Annotated in this window: 20 protein-coding genes and 1 pseudogene; 9 read left to right on the top strand and 12 right to left on the bottom strand. The window is 59.3% G+C overall.

All coding sequences use genetic code 11. The annotated features are described in order from the left end of the window. Window positions 1–14: 14 nt before the first annotated feature. The 9 genes from bamA to rpsB all read right to left on the bottom strand — a co-directional run bounded on the left by bamA (window position 15) and on the right by rpsB (window position 9934). Entirely contained in the window at window positions 15–2390 is a 2376-nt protein-coding gene (gene bamA, locus D8U71_RS11395) for an outer membrane protein assembly factor BamA (RefSeq protein ID WP_130887786.1), read from the bottom strand. A 74-nt stretch (window positions 2391–2464) separates the two neighbouring features. Beyond that, window positions 2465–3817, bottom strand: a complete 1353-nt coding sequence (gene rseP / locus D8U71_RS11390; protein ID WP_130887785.1) for a sigma E protease regulator RseP — start codon at window positions 3815–3817, stop codon at window positions 2465–2467. Window positions 3818–3872: 55 nt separating this feature from the next. After that, the gene (ispC, locus tag D8U71_RS11385) at window positions 3873–5063 is read right to left on the bottom strand and encodes a 1-deoxy-D-xylulose-5-phosphate reductoisomerase (protein ID WP_130887784.1); all 1191 of its coding nucleotides are present in this window, start codon (window positions 5061–5063) and stop codon (window positions 3873–3875) included. After that, window positions 5060–5866 carry a phosphatidate cytidylyltransferase gene (locus D8U71_RS11380; protein ID WP_130887783.1) on the bottom strand — a complete coding sequence of 269 codons (807 nt, stop codon included), beginning with the start codon at window positions 5864–5866 and terminating at the stop codon, window positions 5060–5062. Before D8U71_RS11380 ends, ispC begins: the two co-directional genes overlap by 4 nt. Then, complete coding sequence (gene uppS, locus D8U71_RS11375) at window positions 5866–6621, bottom strand: polyprenyl diphosphate synthase (protein WP_016771475.1); 756 nt, start codon at window positions 6619–6621, stop codon at window positions 5866–5868. The genes D8U71_RS11380 and uppS overlap by 1 nt, the downstream gene beginning before the upstream one ends. 14 nt (window positions 6622–6635) lie before the next feature. Beyond that, entirely contained in the window at window positions 6636–7193 is a 558-nt protein-coding gene (gene frr, locus D8U71_RS11370) for a ribosome recycling factor (RefSeq protein ID WP_007954771.1), read from the bottom strand. Continuing rightward, window positions 7190–7933, bottom strand: coding sequence for a UMP kinase (pyrH, locus tag D8U71_RS11365; protein WP_003222124.1), 744 nt, complete (start codon window positions 7931–7933; stop codon window positions 7190–7192). The genes frr and pyrH overlap by 4 nt, the downstream gene beginning before the upstream one ends. A 208-nt stretch (window positions 7934–8141) precedes the next feature. Beyond that, a complete protein-coding gene (tsf, locus tag D8U71_RS11360) occupies window positions 8142–9005 on the bottom strand; it encodes a translation elongation factor Ts (protein WP_016771476.1) in 864 nt (287 codons plus the stop codon). Window positions 9006–9196: 191 nt separating this feature from the next. Then, on the bottom strand, window positions 9197–9934 hold the full coding sequence (gene rpsB, locus D8U71_RS11355) for a 30S ribosomal protein S2 (protein ID WP_003222119.1): 738 nt from the start codon (window positions 9932–9934) through the stop codon (window positions 9197–9199). A 373-nt stretch (window positions 9935–10307) separates the two neighbouring features. Between rpsB and map the strand changes: the two genes are divergently transcribed. The 4 genes from map to D8U71_RS11335 all read left to right on the top strand — a co-directional run bounded on the left by map (window position 10308) and on the right by D8U71_RS11335 (window position 16199). Then, on the top strand, window positions 10308–11090 hold the full coding sequence (gene map, locus D8U71_RS11350; RefSeq protein ID WP_130887782.1) for a type I methionyl aminopeptidase: 783 nt from the start codon (window positions 10308–10310) through the stop codon (window positions 11088–11090). Window positions 11091–11130: 40 nt separating this feature from the next. Next, window positions 11131–13833 (top strand): [protein-PII] uridylyltransferase, encoded by a 2703-nt coding sequence (locus tag D8U71_RS11345; protein WP_016771478.1) that lies wholly within the window; start codon window positions 11131–11133, stop codon window positions 13831–13833. A gap of 223 nt (window positions 13834–14056) precedes the next feature. Beyond that, complete coding sequence (dapC, locus tag D8U71_RS11340; protein ID WP_130887781.1) at window positions 14057–15256, top strand: succinyldiaminopimelate transaminase; 1200 nt, start codon at window positions 14057–14059, stop codon at window positions 15254–15256. 187 nt (window positions 15257–15443) lie between these two features. Next, window positions 15444–16199: a M12 family metallopeptidase gene (locus D8U71_RS11335; protein ID WP_130887780.1), complete on the top strand. Its 756-nt coding sequence runs from the start codon at window positions 15444–15446 to the stop codon at window positions 16197–16199. Window positions 16200–16223: 24 nt separating this feature from the next. Here the strand turns inward: D8U71_RS11335 and D8U71_RS11330 are convergent, their stop codons facing one another. Then, entirely contained in the window at window positions 16224–17858 is a 1635-nt protein-coding gene (locus D8U71_RS11330) for a Na+/H+ antiporter (RefSeq protein ID WP_130887779.1), read from the bottom strand. A 106-nt stretch (window positions 17859–17964) separates the two neighbouring features. Beyond that, window positions 17965–18051 (bottom strand): annotated as a pseudogene (locus tag D8U71_RS28605) (metal ABC transporter ATP-binding protein); the annotation flags it as partial. 99 nt (window positions 18052–18150) lie between these two features. On the opposite strand from D8U71_RS28605, the gene D8U71_RS11320 reads away from it, so the two are divergent. From D8U71_RS11320 to D8U71_RS11305, 4 genes are all read left to right on the top strand, one after another. Continuing rightward, a complete protein-coding gene (locus D8U71_RS11320; protein ID WP_269670131.1) occupies window positions 18151–18513 on the top strand; it encodes an ArsC family reductase in 363 nt (120 codons plus the stop codon). 31 nt (window positions 18514–18544) lie between these two features. Next, complete coding sequence (dapD, locus tag D8U71_RS11315) at window positions 18545–19579, top strand: 2,3,4,5-tetrahydropyridine-2,6-dicarboxylate N-succinyltransferase (RefSeq protein WP_041478134.1); 1035 nt, start codon at window positions 18545–18547, stop codon at window positions 19577–19579. 126 nt (window positions 19580–19705) lie between these two features. Further along, window positions 19706–20911, top strand: a complete 1206-nt coding sequence (locus tag D8U71_RS11310; protein ID WP_130887777.1) for a cysteine desulfurase — start codon at window positions 19706–19708, stop codon at window positions 20909–20911. Continuing rightward, window positions 20908–21312 carry a SufE family protein gene (locus D8U71_RS11305; RefSeq protein WP_016771483.1) on the top strand — a complete coding sequence of 135 codons (405 nt, stop codon included), beginning with the start codon at window positions 20908–20910 and terminating at the stop codon, window positions 21310–21312. Before D8U71_RS11310 ends, D8U71_RS11305 begins: the two co-directional genes overlap by 4 nt. A 121-nt stretch (window positions 21313–21433) precedes the next feature. Here the strand turns inward: D8U71_RS11305 and tcdA are convergent, their stop codons facing one another. Continuing rightward, complete coding sequence (tcdA, locus tag D8U71_RS11300; protein ID WP_125917994.1) at window positions 21434–22252, bottom strand: tRNA cyclic N6-threonylcarbamoyladenosine(37) synthase TcdA; 819 nt, start codon at window positions 22250–22252, stop codon at window positions 21434–21436. A 214-nt stretch (window positions 22253–22466) separates the two neighbouring features. Here tcdA and D8U71_RS11295 point away from each other — a divergent pair, with 214 nt between their 5' ends. Next, window positions 22467–25058, top strand: coding sequence for a glycosyltransferase (locus tag D8U71_RS11295; RefSeq protein ID WP_130887776.1), 2592 nt, complete (start codon window positions 22467–22469; stop codon window positions 25056–25058). The last annotated feature ends 239 nt before the right edge of the window (window positions 25059–25297 follow it).

The following is a 25297-nucleotide window of genomic DNA, read 5'->3' as shown; positions in this document are numbered from 1 at the left end:
CTTGGGTCAGACGCTTAGAACGTCTGGCCGAGGGAGAATTGGAACACTTGAGTTTCAGCGTCATCCGGTTTCTTCACCGGCATCGCCAGCGCGAAGCTCAACGGTCCCAGTGCGGTGACCCAGGTCACGCCCACACCTACGGAGCTGGCCATGTTGCTCAGGCTGATGTCGTTGCACTTGGTGTTGGACGACGAACCATTGGCGTTCGTAGTGTCCTTGCACTGCGAGTCAAAGACGTTACCGACATCCCAGAAGACCGAAGTACGCAGGGAACGCTGATCCTTGACGAATGGCAACGGGAACAGGACTTCCACGCCACCCTGGATCAGGACGTTACCACCGAACGGCAGTGGATCCTGGTCCGGGTCTGCAATAGTGCCCGGGTTGTTACCACGGCTCGGCGTACTGCGCGGGCCCAGGGTGCTGTCCTTGAAGCCACGAACCGAGTTGAAACCACCTGCATAGTAGTTTTCATAGAACGGCAGACCATCGGTCGAACCGTAACCATCGCCATAACCGAGTTCGGAGTGCAGGCGCAGGGTGTAGTTTTCAGTGATCGGCTGGAACAACTGACCACGGTAGTCGAGTTTGAAGAACGACAGGTCGCTGCCAGGAATGGTGGTTTCCAGGGTCAGGCTCTGGGAACGACCACGGGTCGGCAACACGCCTTTGTTCAGGGTCGACTCGGACCAACCGGCCGAGGCCTTGAAGTTCAGGTAGTTGTCGCCTTCCTTCTCGACGAAATCGAAAATCTCGTCAACGGTATAGCGACCGGTGTTGATCTTGTCCTGCTGGGCAGACAGACCGAACGTCAGACGCGAAGTCTCACTGATCGGGTAGCCGACGTTCACGCCCGCACCGAGGCTGTCTACCGCATAGCTGGAAATATCGGCATCGAGCTCATCGTAGTCAGTGGTGCGATAGAACGCGTTGTAACCCAGGCTCACGCCATCAGCGGTCCAGTACGGGTCCACATAGCCAAAGTTGTAGCGGCTCTGGTATTCGCTGCGGGTCAGACCGATGCTGACGCGGTTACCGGTACCGAGGAAGTTGTTCTGGGTGATCGAGCCACCGAGGATCAGACCGGCGCTCTGGGCGAAACCGACGCTGGCGGTGATCGAACCGGAAGCCTGTTCTTCAACGGCGTAGTTCACATCAACCTGGTCGTCGACACCTGGCACGGCCGGGGTTTCAACGTTGACTTCCTTGAAGAAGCCCAGACGCTCCAGACGGGTCTTGGACTGGTCGATCAGGTAGGTCGAAGCCCAGCCACCTTCCATCTGACGCATTTCACGACGCAGCACTTCGTCCTCGGACTTGGTGTTGCCACGGAAATTGATGCGGTTGACGTAGGCACGCTTGCCCGGGTCGACAGCGAAGAGGATGTCCACAGTGTGGTCATCATCGTGCGGCTGAGGCACGCCGTTGACGTTGGCGAAGGTGTAGCCCTCGTTACCCAGACGACGGGTGATCAGCTCGGAGGTGGTGGTCATCAGCTTGCGCGAGAACACCTGGCCCTTCTGCACGAGCAACAGCGACTTGATCTGCTCTTCAGGGACTTTCAGGTCGCCACTGAGCTTGACGTCACGAACGGTGTACTTCTCGCCTTCGGTGACGTTGACGGTGATGTAGACGTGCTTCTTGTCCGGGGTAATCGATACCTGGGTCGAAGCGATGTCCATGTTGATGTAGCCGCGGTCCAGATAGTAGGAACGCAGACGCTCCAGGTCACCGGAGAGTTTTTCACGGGCATATTTGTCATCGTTCTTGAAGAACGACAGCCAGTTGGTGGTTTTCAGTTCGAACAGGTCAGTCAGGTCTTCCTCAGGGAAAACCGTATTGCCTACCACGTTGATGTGCTGGATGGCGGCAACGGTACCTTCGTTGATCTTCACCTTCAGACCCACGCGGTTACGCGGCTGCGAAACCACTTCGGTGTCGACGGTAGCGGAGTAACGACCCTGGGCAACGTACTGACGCTGCAGTTCGTTACGCACACCCTCGAGGGTGGCGCGCTGGAAGATTTCGCCTTCGGCCAGACCGGATTGCTTGAGGCCCTTCATCAGGTCTTCAGTGGAAATCGCCTTGTTGCCTTCGATTTCAATACTGGCGACCGAAGGACGCTCGACGACGGTGATGACCAGAACGTTGCCTTCGCGGCCCAGCTGGATATCTTGAAAGAAACCGGTTTTGAACAACGCACGAGTGGATTCCACCAGGCGACGATCATCCGCCTGCTCGCCGACGTTCAACGGCAAGGCACCAAAGACGCTACCCGCGGAGACCCGCTGGAGGCCATTGACGCGAATATCAGAGATAGTGAAGGACTCGGCGTGAACTTCGGCGATCATCAATACGGTGAGAACCGCAGTTAGCAGCAGACGTTTCATGAAGTCCTTTCTTATTCCAACTGGCAATAAACAAACTGCCGCAAAATGCGGCAGATTCGCAATTCAGCGAAGCGTTACAGTCGACCCAGATCGTTGACCAGAGCAAGCAACATCACCCCGACCACCAAACTGATACCGATCTGTATCCCCCAACCTTGCACCCGATCCGACAAGGGGCGACCACGCACCCACTCGATCAGATAAAACAACAAATGCCCCCCATCCAGTACAGGAATGGGCAGCAAATTCAGAACGCCCAGGCTAATACTCAGATAAGCAAGGAAATTCAGGAAATCAGCGACGCCCGACTGGGCAGAAGCGCCCGCCACTTTAGCAATGGTTATCGGTCCACTCAAGTTTTTTACCGAGAGCTCGCCGAACAGCATTTTCTTCAGTGAATCCAGCGTCAGAATGCTCATGGTCCAAGTGCGACGGGCACCCTCGCCAATCGCGGCCAGCGGGCCATAACTGACCTCGCGGATCATTTCCGACGGCCAGTCGATGGCTTTGACGCCAGCGCCCAGATAACCGCTTGGCGCTTTGCTTTCACCGCGCGCCGCCAGGGTCACAGGGACGTCGATTTGAGCATTGTCGCGCTCGATGCGCAGCATGATTTTGGTATCAGGACGCGTACGAACGGTATCGACCACTTGCTGCCAGTCATCGAGCGGCTGGCCATCAAGCGCCAGCAATCGATCGCCGGTTTTCAGCCCCGCCGCCTGAGCCGGACCTTTCGGGTCCAGCTCGGCAAGCACCGGCGGCAAGGCCGGACGCCAAGGACGAATGCCCAGCGAGCGGATCGGATCCGGCTCGTCGGCGCCTTTTAGCCAGTTATCCAGGGCCAGCGTGCGCGGCGATTCTGCCGTCGAACCCTGCTCGCGCACCAGCAATTGAATGGCGCCGCTCTCACCGAGACGGCGCACCAGTTGCAGATTGACCGCAGCCCAACCTGACGTTGGCTCGCCATCGATCGATACAATCTCCTGGCCAGCGTTCAGACCAGCCTTGGCGGCAATGCTGCCAGACTCGACCGCGCCAATGACCGGACGCACTTGCTCGCTGCCGAGCATCGCCAAGACCCAAAAGAAGACTAACGCCAGCAGGAAGTTAGCAATCGGGCCAGCGGCAACAATGGCGATACGCTGACGTACCGATTTGCGATTGAACGACTGATCGAGTTGATCGACCGGCACTTCGCCTTCGCGCTCGTCGAGCATCTTGACGTAGCCGCCCAGCGGAATCGCGGCGACCACGAACTCGGTGCCTTGCTTGTCATGCCAGCGCAGCAACGGCATGCCAAAGCCCACGGAGAAACGCAGAACCTTGACGCCACAGCGACGCGCGACCCAGAAGTGGCCGAATTCGTGGAAGGTGACCAGCACACCCAAGGCGATCAGGGTGCCGGCAATCATATAGAGCGCGCTCATCTACTTTCTCCGCAATCCTGTTCAGTGTCGCGTGTCGCCGTTGCGTTACAAAAAACTATCGGCCGTGCCGACTCAACCATTGCTCGGCCAGCAATCGCGCTTTCGCGTCCGCCGTAAATACGGCATCGAGGTCGTGCAGCGCCACCACCGGCTCCAGATTCAAGACTTCCTCGATGATACTCGCGATTTCCAGGTAGCGAACCCGTCCGTCGAGAAACGCTGCAACCGCCACTTCATTGGCCGCGTTAAGCATCGCCGGCGCGCTGTCGCCAGCTTCGGCCGCCTGACGGGCCAATCGCAGACAGGGGAAACGGCTTTCATCAGGCGCCTCAAAATCCAGTCGCGCAATGGCGAACAGATCCAGTGGCGGTACGCCGGAATCGATACGCTCCGGCCAGGCCAGGGCGTTGGCGATCGGTGTGCGCATGTCCGGATTACCCAACTGCGCCAGGACCGAGCCATCGACGTAATCGACCAGAGAATGGATCACGCTTTGCGGATGAATCACAACTTCGACCTGAGACGGTTTGGCATCGAACAACCAGCAGGCTTCGATCAATTCCAGACCCTTGTTCATCATGCTTGCCGAATCCACGGAGATCTTGCGCCCCATGGACCAGTTCGGATGCGCACACGCTTGCTCCGGCGAAACATGCGCCAGCTCGGACATCGGCGTCTGCCGGAAAGGCCCGCCAGAGGCGGTCAGCAAGATCCGCCGCACCCCCACCGAGCTCAAGCCGCGCGCGAAATCCGCAGGCATGCACTGAAAAATCGCGTTGTGTTCACTGTCGATCGGCAGCAGCACCGAGCCACTTTTGCGCACGGCCTGCATGAACAGCGCGCCGGACATCACCAGCGCTTCCTTGTTGGCGAGCAGAATCTTCTTGCCCGCCTCGACCGCCGCCAGTGTCGGACGCAAACCCGCCGCACCGACAATGGCCGCCATGACCGCGTCGACTTCAGGCGCGGAGGCAACCTGACACAGGCCCTCCTCGCCTACCAGCACACGAGTCGGCAAACCGGCTGCACGCAAGTCATCCTGCAACCCACGCGCCGCAGCACCTTCAGGCACCACGGCAAATTGCGGTACATGACGAACGCACAGCGCGAGCAATTCGCTAAGACGGGTGAAACCACTCAATGCAAAAACCTGATAACGCTCAGGATGACGCGCAATCACATCCAGGGTGCTCAGACCGATCGAACCGGTCGCACCCAACACCGTAATCTGCTGGGGACGACTCACGGTGCGGCCATCCAGAGCAGTACGGCGAATACCGGAATGGCTGCGGTCAGGCTGTCGATGCGATCCAGCACGCCACCATGCCCGGGCAGCAGATTACTGCTGTCCTTGATGCCGGACTGGCGCTTGAACATGCTTTCGGTAAGGTCACCGACCACGGAAATGAAGACGATCACTGCCGCGCCGATCAGGCCTTTGAGCAGTTCGGCCACGGTCCAGTCGCGCACCAGCCCGACGATCGCGGCAATCACCAGACTCAGCGCCAGACCACCGTAAACACCCTCCCAGCTCTTGCCCGGACTGACCTGCGGCGCCAGCTTGCGCTTGCCGAACTTGCGTCCGGAGAAATAAGCGCCGATGTCCGCGCCCCAGACCAACACCATCACCGCCATGATCAACCAGTTACCCAGCGGGTACTGCTTGATCTGCACCAGACCCTGCCACGCAGGCAGCAGGATAAGCAGGCCGATCAGCAGCTTGGTTGCCGCCGTGGACCAGTGCGCGCTGGAGCGTGGATACGTCAGCACCAGATAAGTCGCAATCGCCCACCAGATCACCGATGCACCGAGCACCCAAGGCGCAAGGCCTGGCAGCACATACATGACAAACAGCATCAAGGCGACCACAGCGGCAAAGCCGACGCGGAACGACTGTGCGGTGAAGCCGGCCAGACGCGCCCATTCCCAGGCACCGAGGCTCACCACCAGGCCAATGAACAGCGCGAAGCCGGCACCTTTGAGCAGGAAAAACCCGCACAAGGCAATCGGCAGCAGGATCAGTGCAGTGATGATTCGTTGTTTAAGCATTAAACCCGGGCTCCAGCTTCGACCTGTTCGCTCGTTTTACCGAAGCGACGCTGGCGTGAAGCGAAATCGGCCAGCGCGGTGCGCATGGCGTCGTGTTTGAAGTCCGGCCAGAACAGGTCGGAGAAGTACAGCTCGGCGTAGGCCAGCTGCCACAGCAGGAAGTTGCTGATGCGATGCTCGCCACCGGTGCGAATGCACAGGTCAGGCAACGGCAGATCGCCGGTCGCCAGACACGTTTGCAGCAGATCCGGGGTGATGTCCTCCGGACGCAAATGCCCGGCCTGAACCTCACGCGCCAGACGTTGCGCAGCCTGAGCGATATCCCACTGACCGCCATAGTTGGCGGCGATCTGCAGGACAAAGCGGTTGGCACCGACGGTCATGGCCTCGGCCTCGCGCATCGCCGCCTGAAGCTCAGGGTGGAAGCGCGAGCGATCGCCAATGATGCGCAGGCTGATGTTGTTGTCGTTGAGACGCTTGGCCTCACGACGCAGCGCCTTGAAGAACAAATCCATCAAGGCACTGACCTCATCGGCCGGGCGCTGCCAGTTTTCACTGGAGAAGGCGAACAGGGTCAGGACTTCGACCTTGGCCTCGGCGCACACCTCGATCACCGCCCGCACAGCATCCACGCCCGCTTTATGCCCGGCGACACCCGGCATAAAGCGTTTTTTCGCCCAGCGATTATTGCCATCCATGATGATCGCGACATGGCGCGGCACCGCGGACGGCGCAGTCTGCTTGGTCTTGTCCATTTAAAGCTCGACCCTTATACGGCCATCAGGTCTTTTTCTTTCTCGTCCGTGGCCTTGGTGATCTGGGCCTCGGATTCTTTGGTCAGCTTATCGATATCGGCGATGGCACGACGCTCTTCGTCTTCGCTGATTTCCTTGTCCTTGACCAGTTTTTTCAGCTCGCCCAAGGCATCGCGACGGATGTTGCGCACGGCTACGCGCGCGTCTTCGGCTGCACTGCGGGCCTGCTTGGTGAAGCCTTTGCGCGTTTCTTCGGTAAGGGCAGGCATCGGGATCAACAGCAACTCGCCCAGATTGGTCGGGTTGAGGTTCAGACCGGCGCTCTGGATTGCCTTGTCGACGGCAGCGAGCATGTTGCGCTCGAAGGCCACGACCTGCAGGGTGCGCGAATCTTTCACGGTGACGTTGGCAACGCCGCTCAGCGGAGTGTCAGTGCCGTAGTAAGGCACCATGACGCTGCCAAGGATGCTCGGGTGAGCCTTGCCGGTACGAATCTGGCCGAACGCGTGGTTCAGAGATTCCAGGGATTTCTGCATACGCGCTTGGGCGTCTTTCTTGATTTCGTTGATCATTGTTGGCCTTCCTCGATCAAAGTCCCTTCAGCGCCGCCGTGCACGATGTTCAGCAGGGCGCCGGGCTTGTTCATGTTGAATACGCGCAGCGGCATCTTGTGATCGCGGCACAGGCAGATAGCAGTCAGATCCATTACGCCCAGCTTGCGATCCAGTACTTCATCATAAGTCAGATGATCGAACTTCTCGGCATGCGGGTCTTTGAACGGGTCTGCGGTGTACACGCCATCAACCTTGGTGGCCTTGAGCACAACGTCGGCGTCGATTTCGATTGCACGCAGGCAGGCTGCCGAATCCGTGGTGAAGAACGGATTGCCGGTACCGGCCGCGAAGATCACGACGTCCTTGGAGTTCAGGTGGCGCATGGCTTTGCGACGATCGTAGTGATCGGTCACACCGACCATGGAAATGGCCGACATGACGATGGCCGAGATATTGGCACGTTCCAGCGCATCGCGCATGGCCAGGGCGTTCATCACAGTGGCCAGCATGCCCATGTGGTCGCCCGTGACCCGATCCATACCGGCTTTGCTCAGGGCTTCGCCACGGAACAGGTTGCCACCGCCGATCACCAGACCGACCTGCACGCCGATGCCGACCAGCTGGCCGACTTCCAGCGCCATGCGATCCAGCACCTTCGGATCGATCCCGAACTCTTCCGAGCCCATCAGGGCCTCGCCGCTAAGCTTGAGTAGAATGCGTTTATAGCGAGCCTGATAACCACTGCCCTGCTGAGCCATTGCGAATCTCTCCTGCGGCGTATTTAAAATTCTTTGCGAGCTGTTTACAGCTGGCGTTCACTCTAGCTTGGCGCTGCTGCAGCGCCATCGGAACATGGCTTTGTAAGTCAGTTCCGGGTGGAAACCAATAAAAAATTGGTACCCCATCTGAAAAGAGGCTGCGCGCGTTAGCGGGCAGCCTCTTTCGGGCGACAGTTGAAAAACCGTCTTATTGCTTGGCGGCAGCCAGCTGGGCAGCAACTTCTTCAGCGAAGTTGTCGACCGGCTTCTCGATGCCTTCGCCTACTTTGAAGTAGGTGAAGGAAACGATTTCAGCACCGGCTTTCTTGGCCAGTTCGCCAACCTTGACTTCAGGGTTCTTGACGAACGCCTGCTCGACCAGGCTCGCTTCTGCCAGGAACTTGCTGATACGGCCCTTGACCATGTTCTCAACAATGTTTTCTGGCTTGCCTTTGATCTTTTCTTCGTTCAGCTGCAGGAACACAGCTTTCTCACGCTCGATCGCTTCGTCGGAGACTTGCGAAGGCAGGAGGAACTCAGGGTTGCTTGCAGCAACGTGCATAGCGATGTCTTTGGCCAGTTCGACGTCACCGCCTTTCAGGACAACAGCAACACCGATCTTGTTACCGTGCAGGTAAGTGCCGACAACGTCACCTTCTACGCGTACCAGACGACGGATGTTGACGTTCTCGCCGACTTTGGCAACCAGAGCTTCACGAGCCGATTCCTGAGCGGCGATCAGCGGAGCTGCGTCGGTCAGTTTTTCGTCGAAAGCTTTTTCTACGCTGGCAGCAACGAAGTTCTTGAAGTCGTCTTGCAGGGCCAGGAAGTCGGTCTGCGAGTTGACTTCCAGCAGCACGGCTGCCTTGTCATTCGATTTGATGGCGATTGCGCCTTCAGCGGCAACGTTGCCAGCTTTTTTCGCAGCCTTGATCGCGCCCGAAGCACGCATGTCATCAATGGCTTTTTCGATGTCGCCGTCAGCCTTTTCCAGGGCTTTCTTGCAATCCATCATGCCTTCGCCGGTACGCTCGCGCAGTTCTTTGACCAACGCTGCAGTAATTGCTGCCATTTTCAAATTCCTCTTGGATAGGTTTTCAACCATTCCACCCGATCGAACGGGCGTTCAATTCTTCCCGAACCACCCATGTTGGCTGCCGCACATGACAAATACAGACGTGGGCGCCGACAAATGGTTTTCGAGGTGGCAAAAAGGGGGCCAAGCCCCCTTTTTGCTTACTGAGTCAACGCCAGGGGCGTCGATTACTCAGCTGCAGCCTGAGTTTCTTCAGCTGCGAATTCTACAGTACCGCCAGCAACGTTGTTGCGGCCGCGGATAACTGCGTCAGCCATCGAACCCATGTACAGCTGGATAGCGCGGATGGCGTCATCGTTGCCTGGGATGATGTAGTCAACGCCTTCCGGGCTGCTGTTGGTATCGACAACGCCGATGACCGGGATGCCCAGCTTGTTGGCTTCGGTGATCGCGATGCGCTCGTGGTCAACGTCGATCACGAACAGTGCGTCTGGCAGACCGCCCATGTCCTTGATGCCGCCCAGCGAACGATCCAGCTTCTCAAGATCACGGGAGCGCATCAGCGCTTCTTTCTTGGTCAGCTTGGCGAAAGTACCGTCTTCGGCTTGAACTTCAAGGTCACGCAGACGCTTGATGGAAGCACGAATGGTTTTGAAGTTGGTCAGCATGCCGCCCAACCAGCGGTGATCGACGTACGGCGAGCCGCAACGTGCTGCTTCTTCAGCAACGATCTTGCCAGCGGAACGCTTGGTGCCGACGAACAGAATCTTGTTTTTGCCCTGGGCCAGACGCTCTACGAAAGTCAGAGCTTCGTTGAACATTGGCAGGGTTTTTTCAAGGTTGATGATGTGAATCTTGTTACGCGCGCCGAAAATGTACTTGCCCATTTTCGGATTCCAGTAACGGGTTTGGTGACCGAAGTGCACACCGGCCTTCAGCATATCGCGCATGTTGACTTGGGACATGATAGTTCCTTGATAAGTCGGGTTTGGCCTCCACGTATCCCAATGACCAACCAGAGGCATAAAGCCCAAGGCACCCAGGTCATCGTGTCGACACGTGTGTGGATTTAAACTTTTCGGGGCATCCCCGGAAAGCGGCGCATTTTATACCACAGGGTGCGCAGAAACGGAACCCGGAATCTGTATTCGCACCAGGGACACGGGCGCAGCCCCCTTGGAATCGGCTCGATGGGCACCATTGTATAGATACAAGCTGGACATGCAGGCGCGGATTTGCGCCTCCCGTCTGGTAGAATCGCGTTTTTCAGGGTCGCAAAATGTACGCTTGCCACCCAATTCGTATCCGTAAGCGCCGCCGAGCGCAGAGAGAGCCTGTATGACCGTCAACCTCAAAACCCCCGAGGACATCGCTGGCATGCGTGTCGCCGGCAAACTGGCCGCCGATGTGCTGGAAATGATTGCCGAACATGTCAAACCGGGCGTGACCACCGATCAGCTCAACCAGATCTGCCACGACTACATCGTCAATGTGCAGCAGGCCATCCCTGCCCCGCTCAACTACAAGGGCTACCCGAAGTCGATCTGCACTTCGATCAACCATGTGGTCTGCCACGGCATCCCTAACGACAAGCCGCTGAAAAACGGCGACACCCTGAACATCGACGTCACGGTGATCAAAGACGGCTACCACGGTGATACCAGCCGCATGTTCCACGTCGGCGAAGTGCCGGTCTGGGCCGAGCGCCTGTCGCAGGTCACCCGGGAATGCATGTACAAGGCGATCGAGATCGTCAAACCCGGCTGCCGCCTCGGCGACATCGGCGAAGTCATCCAGAAGCACGCGGAAAAGAACGGTTTCTCGGTGGTGCGCGAGTTCTGCGGTCACGGCATCGGCAAGGTCTTTCACGAAGAACCGCAGATTCTGCACTACGGTCGCGCCGGCACCGGCATGGAACTGAAGGCTGGCATGACCTTCACCATCGAGCCGATGATCAACCAGGGCAAGGCCGACACCAAGGTTCTGGGCGACGGCTGGACCGCGATCACCAAAGACCGCAAGCTCTCGGCACAGTGGGAACACACCCTGCTGGTCACCGACACCGGCTACGAGATTTTCACTTTGCGCAGCGATGACACCATCCCGCGTATCTCGGCCTGACACCCAGAACGCTCCCAGCCTATAGAAGGAAAGCCAATCGATGCCGCAGGTGGATCCCGAACTCTTCGACCGCGGCCAGTTCCAGGCTGAACTGGCCCTCAAAGCGAGTCCTATCGCGGCGTTCAAGAAGGCGATCCGCCAGGCCCGCGAGGTCCTCGACACGCGTTTTCGCAATGGCCGCGACATCCGCCGGCTGATTGAGGACCGCGCCTGGTTTGTCGACAATATCCTGCAAAAGGCCTGGGAGCAGTTCAACTGGAGCGAAGACGCCGACATCGCTCTGGTGGCGGTGGGCGGCTACGGTCGCGGCGAACTGCACCCCTACTCCGATATCGATCTGCTGATTCTGCTCGACAGTGCCGACCACGAAGTTTTCCGCGATTCCATCGAGCGTTTTCTGACGCTGCTTTGGGACATCGGTCTGGAGGTCGGCCAGAGCGTGCGCTCGGTCGACGAATGCGCAGAAGAGGCCCGCGCCGACCTGACTGTGGTCACCAATCTGATGGAAAGCCGCACCATCTGCGGCCCCGAGCGCCTGCGCCAGCGCATGCTCGACGTCACCAGCACCGCGCACATGTGGCCGGCCAAGGAGTTCTTCCTGGCCAAGCGTGCCGAGCAGAAGGCTCGCCACCACAAATACAACGACACCGAGTACAACCTCGAACCGAACGTTAAAGGCTCGCCCGGTGGCCTGCGCGATATTCAGACGATCCTTTGGGTCGCCCGCCGTCAGTACGGCACCCTGAACCTGCGCGCCCTCGCTGGCGAAGGCTTTCTGGTCGAAAGCGAAAACGCCCTGCTCGCCTCCTCCCAGGAATTCCTCTGGAAAGTGCGCTACGCGCTGCACATGCTCGCCGGCCGTTCCGAAGACCGCTTGCTGTTCGATCATCAGCGCACCATTGCCGGCCTGCTCGGATTTGAAGGAGACGACGCCAAACAGGCGGTCGAAAACTTCATGCAGCAGTATTTCCGCACCGTGATGAGCATCGCCCAACTGAGCGATCTGATCATCCAGCACTTCGAGGAAGTCATCCTCGCTCCGGAAGACGAAGCACCGCCGCAACCGATCAATTCGCGCTTCCAGTTGCATGACGGTTACATCGAAGCGCGCAATGACAACGTGTTCCGCCGCACGCCGTTCGCCATGCTGGAAATTTTCGTGCTGATGGCCCAACAGCCGGAAATCAAAGGCGTGCGCGCCGACACCATTCGTCTGCTGCGAGAACATCGTCATCTGATCGATGACAACTTCCGTAACGATATCCGCAACACCAGCCTGTTCATCGAGCTGTTCAAGTGCAAGATCGGCATCCATCGCAATCTGCGGCGGATGAACCGTTACGGCATTCTCGGGCGCTACCTGCCCGAGTTCGGTTTTATCGTCGGGCAGATGCAGCACGACCTGTTCCACATTTATACGGTCGATGCGCACACGCTGAATCTGATCAAGCACCTGCGCAAACTGCAGTACACCCAGGTCTCGGAGAAATTTCCGCTGGCGGCCAAGCTCATGGCCAAGCTGCCCAAGCCTGAGCTGATCTACATGGCCGGTCTGTATCACGATATCGGCAAGGGCCGGCATGGTGATCACTCGGAGATCGGCGCGGTCGATGCCGAGGCGTTCTGCCAGCGTCACCAGTTGCCGGTGTGGGACAGCCGCCTGATCGTCTGGCTGGTGCAGAACCATTTGGTGATGTCCACCACTGCGCAGCGCAAGGATCTGTCCGACCCGCAGGTGATCCACGATTTCGCCCAGGCGGTCGGCGACGAAACCCGCCTCGACTACCTCTACGTGCTGACCGTGGCCGATATCAACGCGACCAACCCGACGCTGTGGAACTCATGGCGCGCCAGCCTGCTGCGCCAGCTTTATACCGAGACCAAGCGCGCCCTGCGCCGGGGTCTGGAAAACCCGGTGGATCGCGAAGAACAGATCCGCCAGACGCAAAGCGCGGCGCTGGACATTCTGGTGCGCGGCGGCACCGATCCGGACGACGTCGAGCAGCTGTGGGCGCAATTGGGCGATGACTATTTCCTGCGTCACACCGCCGGCGATGTAGCCTGGCACAGCGACGCGATCCTGCAGCAACCGGTTGATGGCGGGCCGCTGGTGCTGATCAAGGAAACCACCCAGCGCGAGTTCGAGGGCGGCACGCAGATCTTCATTTATGCACCGGACCAGCATGACTTCTTCGCCGTGACCGTGGCGGCGATGGACCAGCTCAACCTGAACATTCACGATGCCCGGGTCATCACCTCGAGCAGCCAGTTCACCCTCGACACCTACATCGTGCTCGACAACGAAGGCGAATCGATCGGCGACAATCCGGCGCGGATCAAGCAGATCCGCGAAGGCCTGACCGAAGCGCTGCGCAACCCGGACGACTACCCGACGATCATCCAGCGCCGGGTGCCGCGTCAGCTCAAACACTTCGCCTTCGCCCCGCAGGTCACCATTCACAACGACGCCCAGCGTCCAGTGACCGTGCTGGAGCTGACCGCGCCCGACCGGCCGGGCCTGCTGGCGCGGGTCGGGGGGATTTTCCTCGAGTTCGACCTGTCGCTGCAGAACGCCAAGATTGCGACCCTGGGCGAGCGCGTGGAAGACGTGTTCTTCATCACCGACGCGCACAACCAGCCGCTGTCCGATCCGCTGCTGTGCAGCCGTCTGCAGGATGCGATCGTCGAACAGTTGAGCGTCAATCAGGAACCGGATATCAAACTTTCGCGGATCAGTATCTGAATCACCCGTTTATTCCCGTGAATGCAGCCCATGCTTTCCTCCGGTACATACAATCCCCTGTGGCGAGGGGATTTATCCCCGTTCGGCTGCGAAGCAGTCGTAAAACCTGTGTATGCGGACAGTAAGTTGAACCGCAGTGAATGGTTTTTGGGGCCGCTGCGCAGCCCAACGGGGATAAATCCCCTCGCCACAGAAAGCTCTTGAGCATTTAAAAGAGGCCCCCATGAACAACGCTTTGAACCAGCTCCAGCCGTACCCGTTCGAAAAGCTCCGCGCCCTGCTCGGCAGCGTTACGCCGAACCCGGACAAACGCCCGATCGCCCTGTCGATCGGCGAGCCGAAACACCGTTCGCCGAGCTTTGTCGCCGAAGCGCTGGCGAACAGTCTGGATCAGATGGCGGTGTACCCGACCACCCTCGGCATCCCGGCCCTGCGCGAAGCCATCGCCGGCTGGTGCGAGCGTCGTTTTGGCGTGCCGAACGGCTGGATCGATCCGGCGCGCAATGTGCTACCGGTCAACGGCACCCGTGAAGCGCTGTTCGCCTTCACCCAGACCGTGGTCAACCGTGGCGACGATGCGCTGGTGGTCAGCCCGAACCCGTTCTATCAGATCTACGAAGGCGCCGCGTTCCTCGCCGGGGCCAAGCCGCATTACCTGCCATGCCTGGATGAAAACGGCTTCAACCCGGACTTCGACGCAGTAGCGCCGGAGATCTGGCAGCGCTGCCAGATTCTGTTCCTGTGCTCGCCGGGCAATCCGACCGGCGCGCTGATTCCGGTCGAGACTCTGAAGAAGTTGATCGCCCTGGCTGATCAGTACGACTTCGTCATTGCCGCCGACGAGTGCTACAGCGAACTGTACTTCGACGAGCAAACTCCACCGCCGGGCCTGCTCAGCGCCTGCGTCGAACTGGGCCGCAATGACTTCAAGCGCTGCGTGGTCTTTCACAGCCTGTCCAAGCGCTCCAACCTTCCGGGCTTGCGCTCAGGCTTTGTTGCCGGCGATGCCGACATCCTCAAGGGCTTCCTGCTCTATCGCACTTACCACGGCTGCGCGATGCCGGTACAGACTCAACTGGCCAGCGTTGCCGCGTGGAATGACGAAGTGCATGTGCGCGCCAACCGCGCGCTGTATCGCGAGAAATTCGATGCGGTGCTGAACATTCTCAGCCCGGTCATGGACATACAGCGCCCGGACGGCAGCTTCTATCTGTGGCCGAATGTGCAGGGCGATGATGCGGCGTTCTGCCGTGATCTGTTCGAGCAGGAGCATGTGACCGTGGTGCCGGGCTCGTACCTGTCTCGCGATGTCGATGGCGTCAATCCGGGGGCGGGCCGCGTGCGCATGGCGCTGGTTGCGCCGCTGGCGGAATGTGTCGAGGCCGCCGAAAGAATACGCGCATTCGTTACTCGCCAACAGTAACTTTCAAGTGTCCGCATCAGGCCACCTGATGCGGACTAAAAAAAAGAAACGCTACCTTACAACCCCCTCCTTTACTCCTCAATACACTAACTAATAACCTACCCCCCGCAATAACCAACTTACAAACTACAAGTTTTTAACCACCAACTTGCAGTCAACCCTGGATAAAACCTCAAAGGAATTGACCATGTACAAAACCAGACCCTGTCTGAATCTTGAAATAGAAGATCCAGTTGCCAGCTTTCGAGCGGCCATCAATGAAAACTCGAAAAATATTTCGTACACCAACAACTCAGGCCTGACCTCCCGGACCATGGCACTCAATGCAAAGTGTTGGCACCCGAGCCGCCATCTGACCATTTCGTTTGTGGACAACCCACCCGCCTCGCTGAAAGAAGCGATAAAGAGCCATATATGGGAATGGGCGGACTATGTCAGCCTCACCTTTAGCTTCATCGATAGTAAAGACGGCGTAATCCGAATTACAACCGACACTACTCAAAACGCTTCGCAAATTGGCACCGACGCACTAACAGTCGCGGCAGGAAAACCCACGATGTTCATATACGCGCGACCGGGAGATGCGGATTTTCGCACGGTAGTAATACATGAGTTCGGTCATGCGCTCGGTTTTCATCATGAGCATCTGCACCCTGATGCTAACATTCCCTGGAATAGACCGAAGGTCTATCAGGAATATGCGGAAAAATGGGGAATGGATAAGCAAAGCGTGGACCTGAACATTTTTACACCGATAGACGAGGCGATCACCGTCACCCCATACGATCCGACTTCAATCATGCATTATCCTGTCGAGAAGGAACTAACCGATGGGAAGTTTGAGATACCGATGAACACGGAAATAAGTTGGCAGGACAAACGCATCTGCGCACATTTTTATCCGATCGAAATTCCTGACGGCGGCTCTTGCGAATCCCCTTGAATCGCCATCAGGAATCATCTCGTGCTACGACTTGACCTGGCCCAGATTGGCCTCGCTCAAATCCAGTTCCCCGAGCACTTCTCGCAACACGTCATCACCGATCTGGTGCTGACGACTGAGGCTGTAGAGTTCCAGACGCTGCGCGCGCAGCGCTTTCAAGCGCAAACGCCGTTCAAGCAGATCCATCTGGAATGCCAGCGCCTGAGCCTCGGCGGAATCATTGAACACATCAAGTTGATGGCGATATTCGGACATGATCCGCGCCTTGAGCTCCGCTGCCAGCGCCGCTTGAGCGGCATCCTGCGGGACCACTTCTTCGCTTTCCAGCGAGTGAATCGCCGCTTCGGCTGTCTTGCGCCAAGCGTCGCGCACTTCCTGACGACGCTTGTCGTCAGGACTTTTGTCGATGCCGCGCAGCAGCAAGGGCAGCGCGATACAGGCCGAGACCAGCGACAGCAGAATCACCCCGGCAGCAATGAAGATCAGCAAGTCGCGTTCAGGAAAAGCCTCGGCGCCGATCAGCATCGGCACCGACATCACGCCTGCCAGCGTCACCGCCCCGCGCACACCGCCCACCGTCAGCAACCAGCATGAACGCGCCGTGGGCACTTGCGTCAGCTCGCCCTTGCCGCGCACTCGGCGCAGCAACACCGACAAGCGCCAGATGCTCTGCACCCAGATGAACCGCAGCAGCACCAGCGCGACGAAAATCGCCAGCACATCGAGGCAGCGATAGAACAGCGTTGGCCACAGCGTCGGCTCATGGCTGACCACCGCCTTGATGATGTCTGGCAATTGCAGGCCAAGCAGCAGGAAGATCAAGCCATTGAACGCAAATTCGAGCAGCGCCCAGACGCTGCGATTAAGCAATCGCGTGCTGGTCTGGCGCGGCAGCAGGTCGAGCCAGCTTTGCATCATCCCCGCCGCCACCGCCGAAAGAATGCCCGAAGCGCCCAGACGTTCAGCCAGTACGTAAGCGGCGAACGGCAGCAGCAACATGAACACCACGTGAGTGGCCGGATCGTCCCAGCCGCGGGCGATCATCCACGCGCGCAGGCGCCCGACCAGCCAGCTCAACGCTACACCCACAGCCAGGCCACCGAGCGCCACCGCGACGAAGGTCAGACTGGCATTGGTCAACGAAAACACGCCCGTGACCGCTGCAGCGAGGGCGAACTTGAAGGTCACCAGGCCTGAGGCGTCATTCATCAGCGCCTCGCCCTGAAGGATGTGCATCAGCGGCGTGGGGAGACGGTTCTGCGAAATCGCTGAAACCGCCACGGCGTCCGTTGGCGATAAAACCGCTGCCAGGGCAAAGGCCACTGGCAGCGGAATCGTTGGCAACAGCCAATGAATGAAATAACCGGCACCGACCACGGTGAACAGAACAAGGCCGACCGCCAGGGTCAGGATCGGTCCACGCAATTGCCAGAAGGCGCGTTTGGGCATGCGCCAGCCATCGGAAAACAACAACGGCCGCAGGAACAGAAACAGGAACAATTCGGGATCGAGGGCGACGTGCAGGCCAAGCGTCGGCCAGGCGAGCAAGGCACCGGCAGCAATTTGTACCAGCGGCAACGGCAGCGGGATGACCCGCCCGACCAGTCGCGAGACGCTGACCAGCATCAGCAGGATGAGGACGGTGTAAGCAGTTTGCATAAAACCAGAATCTCAGGCGATCGACAGCGTTGAACTGCCATATTAGCGCCTTAGGCTGTGGCTGACCGTTGCACATACGTCGCACGCCTGGACGCCGGACTAAATGTGGGAGCGAGCTTGCTCGCGAATGCGGTGTGTCATTCAGCACAGAAATTGACTGACAGGCCCCCTTCGCGAGCAAGCTCGCTCCCACAGGTTTTACAGCGTTACGACAACCGTGGCCGACGAAACCGTCCGGTCATGGCATAATCCGTCACCATTTTTTTCCAGCACCTGTAAAGGGGGCGATTCCTTGGCCGTTTCAAGTAAAACGTTGCACCTTTTCGGCATCAAAGCCTGCGACACCATGAAAAAGGCGCGCACCTGGCTCGATGAACACGCTGTCAGCTACGACTTTCACGATTACAAGACCGCCGGCATTGACCGTGAGCACCTGACCCAATGGTGCGACGAGCACGGCTGGCAAACCGTGTTGAACCGCGCCGGCACGACCTTTCGCAAACTCGACGACGAACGCAAAGCCGATCTCGACCAGGCGAAAGCTATCGAACTGATGCTCGCACAACCCTCGATGATCAAGCGCCCGGTGCTCGATCTCGGTGACCAAACCCTGATTGGCTTCAAGCCAGATATCTACGCGGCCGCTCTGAAGTAAGCAGCCCGTCACTCTTTGTAGAGGTATTCACATGTCCAATTCCCTGTTCAGCATCGCTTTTGGTGTCGGCACCCAGAACCGTCAAGGCGCATGGCTGGAAGTGTTCTACGCTCAGCCACTGCTCAACCCTTCGGCCGAACTGGTCGCGGCTGTTGCGCCGATCCTCGGTTACACCGAAGGCAACCAGGCCATCACCTTCACCACCGCCCAGGCTGCGCAACTGGCTGAAGCCGTGAAAGGCATCGACGCCGTGCAAGGCAAGCTGCTGACCCGCCTGGCCGAAAGCCACAAGCCGCTGGTCGCCACGCTGCTGGCCGAAGACGCGCAACTGACCTCCACGCCTGAGGCCTACCTCAAGCTGCATCTGCTCTCGCACCGTCTGGTCAAGCCGCACGGCGTCAGCCTCGCCGGTATCTTCCCGCTGCTGCCGAACGTGGCGTGGACCAGCCAGGGCGCGATCGACCTGAGCGAACTGGCAGAAATGCAACTCGAAGCACGCCTGCGCGGCGAGCTGCTGGAAGTGTTCTCAGTGGACAAGTTCCCGAAAATGACCGACTACGTGGTACCGGCCGGCGTGCGTATCGCTGATGCTGCACGTCTGCGTCTGGGCGCCTATGTCGGCGAAGGCACCACCGTGATGCACGAAGGTTTCATCAACTTCAACGCTGGCACCGAAGGCCCGGGCATGATCGAAGGCCGCGTTTCCGCTGGCGTCTTCGTCGGCAAGGGTTCGGACCTGGGCGGCGGTTGCTCGACCATGGGCACCCTGTCGGGCGGTGGCAACATCGTGATCAAGGTCGGCGAAGGCTGCCTGATCGGCGCCAACGCCGGTATCGGTATTCCGTTGGGCGACCGCAACACTGTGGAATCGGGCCTGTACGTGACCGCTGGCACCAAGGTTGCGCTGCTCGACGAAAACAACAATCTGGTCAAGGTTGTGAAAGCACGTGAGCTGGCCGGTCAGACTGATCTGCTGTTCCGTCGCAATTCGGAAACCGGTGCTGTGGAATGCAAGACCCACAAATCGGCGATCGAACTGAACGAAGCGCTGCACGCTCACAACTAAGCGCTGTAGGCCTGTGGGAGCGAGTCTGCTCGCGAAGCTTTTGGCGTCCTCAAGGACGCTTTCGCGTGCAGGTTCGCTCCCACAAGGTTTGGCGTACACCCCGCCCAATTTCACAGGGCTGAACCCATGATGATCCCCTCCCCCTGGCGCGCCGATTTCCCGGCCATCGCCGCGCTGCAACGGCAAGACCAGACCTATCTGGACAGCGCCGCCACCACGCAAAAACCCCAGGCCCTGCTCGACGCACTGACGCATTACTACGCCAACGGCGCGGCCAATGTGCATCGTGCGCAACACCTGCCCGGTGCCCACGCGACGCAAGCGTTCGAAGACAGTCGGCGCAAGGTTGGCCAATGGCTGAATGCCGGTGACAGCGGGCAAATCATCTTCACCCACGGCGCCACCAGCGCGCTGAATCTGCTGGCTTATGGTCTGGAGCCTCTGTTTCAGCCGGGCGATGAGATTGTCATCAGCGCCCTGGAGCATCACGCCAACCTGCTGCCGTGGCAGCAACTGGCGCAACGTCGCAATCTGAAACTGGTGATCCTGCCGCTGGATGCCGACGGCCTGATCGACCTCGGCGCTGCCGTACACCTGATCGGCCCGCGCACGCGTTTGTTGGCGGTCAGCCAGTTGTCCAATGTGCTCGGCGCCTGGCAGCCACTGACCGCTTTGCTGGGCATGGCCAAGGCGCAGAACGCGCTGACCGTGGTCGATGGTGCGCAAGGTGTGGTGCACGGTCGGCATGATGTACAGGCGCTGGGTTGCGACTTCTATGTATTTTCCAGCCACAAACTCTACGGCCCCGATGGCCTCGGCGTGCTGTTCGGGCGCAACGCTGCGCTGGAGCAATTGCAGCATTGGCAGTTCGGCGGCGAGATGGTGCTCGACGCCAACTATCAGGATTCGCGCTTCCGCCCGGCGCCGTTGGGGTTCGAGGCAGGCACACCGCCGATCGCCAGTGTCATCGGCCTCGGAGCCACGCTGGATTATCTGGCTGGACTGGATCAGCAAGCCGTGTCTGCCCACGAAGCGGCGCTGCACGACTACCTGTTGCGCGGCCTCGCCGCACGCAACGGCATTCGCCTGCTCGGCAAGCCGCAACTGGCCTTGGCCAGTTTTGTCGTCGAAGGCGTGCACAACGCCGATCTGGCGCATCTGCTCACCGAACAAGGCATCGCCGTACGCGCCGGGCATCACTGCGCCATGCCGCTGATGAAAAGCTTCGAACTGGCCGGCGCGATTCGCGTGTCGCTGGCGCTGTATAACGACTCGGAAGATCTGGAGCGCTTTTTCGAGGCGCTGGATCAGGCGCTGGAGATGTTGCGATGAGCCTGCCGGTTGAAGCGGCTGAGGCGCTGCAGATCTTTCAGAATGCGGCTGGCTGGGAACAGCGGGCGCGGTTGCTGATGCAGTTCGGCGATCGCTTGCCGGCGCTGGATGACGCGCAAAAGTGCGAGGCCAACCGGGTGCATGGCTGTGAGAGTCAGGTGTGGCTGGTCGGGGATTTGCGCGACGGACACTGGCAGTTCAAGGCAAGCAGCGATGCGCGGATGATTCGCGGGTTGGTGGCGTTGCTGCTGTTGCGGGTCAACGGCTTGTCGGCGGCTGATATAAAGCAAATCGATTTGCCGGATTGGTTTAATCAGCTCGGCCTGTCCCGCCAGCTATCGCCATCGCGCAGCAATGGCCTCAATGCCGTGCTTCAGCGGATGAATGAGTTGGCTCGCTGACTGATCGTTCCCACGCTCTGCGTGGGAATGCCTCAACGGACGCTCCGCGTTCGGCTCTGGATGGGACGCGGAGCGTCCCGGGCTGCATTACCACGCGGAGCGTGGGAACGATCAAATACCTTCAGGCTTGAGGCTTGACCCGGTCCGCCGGGCGCCGAACACCAGCGACAATCTTGTCCACAGCCTTGGTCGCCGCGACCATGCCAAATGTCGCGGTAACCATCATCACCGCGCCAAACCCGCCGGCGCAGTCGAGCTTCACGCCGTCGCCGACAAAACTCTTCTGCAGACAAATGCTGCCATCCGGTTTCGGGTAGCGCAGCTGTTCCGTTGAAAACACACACGGCACGCTGTAGTGGCGGGTCACGGTGCGGGAAAAGCCGTAGTCACGACGCAAGGTCGAGCGCACTTTCGAAGCCAGCGGATCGTTGAAGGTGCGGTTCAGATCGCAGACCTGAATCAGCGTCGGATCGATCTGCCCGCCCGCGCCGCCGGTGGTGATGATCTGGATCTTGCGGCGTTTGCACCAAGCGATCAGCGCCGCTTTGGCATTGACCGCATCGATGCAGTCGATCACACAGTCGATGTCCGGCGTAATGTATTCAGCCATTGTGTCGCGGGTGACGAAATCGGCCACGGCGTGCACCGTGCAATCAGGATTGATCCCGCGCAGACGCTCGGCCATCACCTCGACCTTGGGTTTGCCGACGGTGCTGTCCAGCGCATGCAACTGGCGGTTGGCATTGCTGACGCAGACGTCGTCGAGGTCGAACAGCGATATCTCGCCAACCCCGCAACGGGCCATGGCTTCCGCCGCCCAGGAACCGACGCCACCGACGCCGACGATCGCCACATGGGCGGCGCGCAAGCGTTCCAGGCCCTCGATGCCATACAAACGAGCGATGCCTGCAAACCGCGGATCTTCTGTACTCATGACCATTACCCCAAAAACCGGCGCGCATTATAGGGCTACGCAGCGACAAGTTTTAAGCTGCAAGCGACAAGTGTAAGAACTTAAGTCAGAGACGGCTGCCCAATGTCAGGCATTTTCCCGTCAGTTGTACGGCTGGTTAACCGCCGGTGTAGGATGCGCGCCCCTCGGGCGTCTATCCGACCGATCCTTCGTTCCACAGCCTTTGGAACCCGAAACAGCTATGTCATCGCGTAAATTTGGACTCAACCTGGTGGTGGTGCTGGCCATCGCTGCCTTGTTCACCGGTTTCTGGGCGCTGGTCAATCGCCCGGTCACGGCGCCGAACTGGCCGCAGCAAATCTCCGGCTTCTCGTATTCGCCATTCCAGCAGGGGCAATTCCCACAGAAGGATCAGTATCCGTCTGACGACGAAATGCGCCGTGACCTGGAAATCATGAGCAAGCTGACCGACAACATTCGTATCTATTCGGTGGACGGTTCGCTGGGAGACATCCCGAAACTGGCGGAGGAATTCGGCCTGCGTGTCACCCTCGGCATCTGGATCAGCCCGGACCAGGAACGCAACGAACGGGAAATCACCAAAGCCATCGAACTGGCCAACACCTCCAGAAGCGTCGTGCGCGTGGTGGTCGGCAACGAGGCGCTGTTTCGCGAAGAGATCACCCCGGAAGCCCTGATCGTTCTGCTGGATCGGGTGCGCGCTGCGGTCAAAGTACCGGTGACCACCTCCGAGCAATGGCACATCTGGGAGAAATACCCGCAACTGGCCAAACACGTTGACCTGATCGCCGCCCACGTCCTGCCCTATTGGGAATTCATTCCGGTGGACAAGGCCGGCCAGTTCGTCTTCGACCGTGCCCGCGATCTGAGAAAACTCTTTCCGAAAAAACCGCTGCTGCTCTCCGAGGTCGGCTGGCCGAGCAATGGTCGCATGCGCGGTGGCGCCGATGCCTCGCCGGCAGATCAGGCGATTTACCTGCGCACACTGGTCAACAAGCTCAATCGCCAAGGCTTCAACTACTTCGTGATCGAAGCGTTCGACCAGCCGTGGAAGGCCAGCGATGAAGGTTCGGTCGGCGCCTACTGGGGCGTGTTCAACGCCGCGCGCCAGCAGAAATTCAATTTTGAAGGCCCGGTGGTGGCGATTCCGCAATGGCGCGTGCTGGCCATCGGCTCGGTGGTGCTGGCGCTGCTGTCGCTGACCCTGCTGATGATCGACGGCTCGGCGCTGCGCCAGCGCGGTCGGACGTTCCTGACGTTTATCGCGTTCCTCTGCGGTTCGGTGCTGGTGTACATCGGTTACGACTACAGCCAGCAATACAGCACGTGGTTCAGCCTCACGGTCGGATTTCTCCTGGCGCTCGGTGCGCTCGGGGTATTCATCGTCCTGCTCACCGAGGCCCATGAACTGGCCGAAGCGGTGTGGATTCACAAGCGCCGGCGGGAATTCCTGCCGGTGCTGGGCGATTCTGATTACCGGCCGAAAGTGTCGATCCATGTGCCGTGCTACAACGAGCCGCCAGAGATGGTCAAACAGACCCTCGACGCACTGGCCGCGCTCGATTATCCAGACTTCGAAGTCCTGATCATCGACAACAACACCAAGGATCCGGCGGTGTGGGAACCGGTGCGCGATTACTGCGCAACCCTCGGCCCGCGCTTCAAGTTCTTCCACGTTTCGCCGCTGGCCGGTTTCAAGGGCGGCGCGCTGAATTACCTGATTCCGCATACCGCCAAGGACGCCGAAGTCATTGCCGTGATCGACTCCGATTACTGCGTACACCCAAACTGGCTCAAGCACATGGTGCCGCACTTCGCCGACCCGAAAATCGCCGTGGTGCAGTCGCCGCAGGATTATCGCGACCAGAACGAAAGCACCTTCAAGAAGCTCTGCTACGCCGAATACAAGGGCTTCTTCCATATCGGCATGGTCACCCGCAACGACCGTGACGCGATCATTCAGCACGGCACCATGACCATGACCCGCCGTTCCGTGCTGGAGGAATTGGGCTGGGCTGACTGGTGCATCTGTGAAGACGCCGAACTCGGCCTGCGCGTGTTCGAAAAAGGCCTGTCGGCGGCGTATTACCACGACAGCTATGGCAAGGGTCTGATGCCGGATACGTTTATCGACTTCAAGAAACAGCGTTTCCGCTGGGCCTATGGCGCGATCCAGATCATCAAGCGCCACACCCGCAGCCTGCTGCGCGGCAAGGACACCGAACTGACTCGCGGTCAGCGTTATCACTTCCTCGCTGGCTGGCTGCCGTGGGTCGCCGATGGCATGAACATCTTCTTCACCGTCGGCGCGTTGCTGTGGTCGGCGGCGATGATCATCGTGCCGCAACGGGTCGATCCGCCGTTGCTGATTTTCGCGATCCCGCCACTGGCGCTGTTCGTGTTCAAGGTCGGCAAGATCATCTTCCTCTACCGCCGCGCCGTCGGTGTGAATCTGAAGGATGCGTTCTGCGCGGCACTGGCCGGGCTGGCGTTGTCGCACACCATCGCCAAAGCGGTGCTGTACGGTTTCTTCACCAGCAGCATTCCGTTTTTCCGCACGCCAAAAAACGCTGACAACCACGGCTTCTGGGTGGCGATCAGCGAGGCTCGCGAAGAGTTGTTCATCATGCTGTTGCTGTGGGGCGCGGCGCTGGGGATCTTCCTCGTGCAGGGCATTCCGAGCAATGACATGCGCTTCTGGGTGACCATGCTGCTGGTGCAGTCGCTGCCGTATCTGGCTGCGCTGATCATGGCGTTCCTGTCGTCGCTGCCCAAACCTGTGGCCAAGGCTGAGCCGGCACCGGTCGTCTAAATCCGCAACGCAGCACTAAACGGCGGCCAATGGTCGCCGTTTTGCTTTAAGATAACCGCCATTTTGCGGGGCTTGGCGTGATAACCGGTCTGACTGACCACCCCTATCCCTTGTGGGAGCGAGCCTGCTCGCGAAGGCGTTGTAACATTCAACCTTTAAGGTGCCTGGTAGACCGCTTTCGCGAGCAGGCTCGCTCCCACATTAGAAGCCCAAGCTCACACCCCATGATCCCGGAGTTT

Origin of the sequence: Pseudomonas sp. Sample_21, assembly GCF_004307525.1 — a bacterium.
In the GTDB taxonomy this organism is placed as follows: domain Bacteria; phylum Pseudomonadota; class Gammaproteobacteria; order Pseudomonadales; family Pseudomonadaceae; genus Aquipseudomonas; species Aquipseudomonas atacamensis.
The sequence above is the reverse complement of the archived record's forward strand: the minus strand, read 5'-3'. Positions and strand labels throughout refer to the sequence as shown.

Excerpts from the sequence above, each read along its gene's own strand:
- bamA (WP_130887786.1), bottom strand. The coding sequence starts at position 2,390 with ATGAAACGTCTGCTGCTAACTGCGGTTCTCACCGTATTGATGATCGCC.
- rseP (WP_130887785.1), bottom strand. The coding sequence starts at position 3,817 with ATGAGCGCGCTCTATATGATTGCCGGCACCCTGATCGCCTTGGGTGTG.
- D8U71_RS11380 (WP_130887783.1), bottom strand. The coding sequence starts at position 5,866 with ATGCTTAAACAACGAATCATCACTGCACTGATCCTGCTGCCGATTGCC.
- uppS (WP_016771475.1), bottom strand. The coding sequence starts at position 6,621 with ATGGACAAGACCAAGCAGACTGCGCCGTCCGCGGTGCCGCGCCATGTC.
- frr (WP_007954771.1), bottom strand. The coding sequence starts at position 7,193 with ATGATCAACGAAATCAAGAAAGACGCCCAAGCGCGTATGCAGAAATCC.
- pyrH (WP_003222124.1), bottom strand. The coding sequence starts at position 7,933 with ATGGCTCAGCAGGGCAGTGGTTATCAGGCTCGCTATAAACGCATTCTA.
- tsf (WP_016771476.1), bottom strand. The coding sequence starts at position 9,005 with ATGGCAGCAATTACTGCAGCGTTGGTCAAAGAACTGCGCGAGCGTACC.
- rpsB (WP_003222119.1), bottom strand. The coding sequence starts at position 9,934 with ATGTCCCAAGTCAACATGCGCGATATGCTGAAGGCCGGTGTGCACTTC.
- map (WP_130887782.1), top strand. The coding sequence starts at position 10,308 with ATGACCGTCAACCTCAAAACCCCCGAGGACATCGCTGGCATGCGTGTC.
- D8U71_RS11345 (WP_016771478.1), top strand. The coding sequence starts at position 11,131 with ATGCCGCAGGTGGATCCCGAACTCTTCGACCGCGGCCAGTTCCAGGCT.
- dapC (WP_130887781.1), top strand. The coding sequence starts at position 14,057 with ATGAACAACGCTTTGAACCAGCTCCAGCCGTACCCGTTCGAAAAGCTC.
- D8U71_RS11335 (WP_130887780.1), top strand. The coding sequence starts at position 15,444 with ATGTACAAAACCAGACCCTGTCTGAATCTTGAAATAGAAGATCCAGTT.
- D8U71_RS11330 (WP_130887779.1), bottom strand. The coding sequence starts at position 17,858 with ATGCAAACTGCTTACACCGTCCTCATCCTGCTGATGCTGGTCAGCGTC.
- dapD (WP_041478134.1), top strand. The coding sequence starts at position 18,545 with ATGTCCAATTCCCTGTTCAGCATCGCTTTTGGTGTCGGCACCCAGAAC.
- D8U71_RS11310 (WP_130887777.1), top strand. The coding sequence starts at position 19,706 with ATGATGATCCCCTCCCCCTGGCGCGCCGATTTCCCGGCCATCGCCGCG.
- D8U71_RS11305 (WP_016771483.1), top strand. The coding sequence starts at position 20,908 with ATGAGCCTGCCGGTTGAAGCGGCTGAGGCGCTGCAGATCTTTCAGAAT.
- tcdA (WP_125917994.1), bottom strand. The coding sequence starts at position 22,252 with ATGGTCATGAGTACAGAAGATCCGCGGTTTGCAGGCATCGCTCGTTTG.
- D8U71_RS11295 (WP_130887776.1), top strand. The coding sequence starts at position 22,467 with ATGTCATCGCGTAAATTTGGACTCAACCTGGTGGTGGTGCTGGCCATC.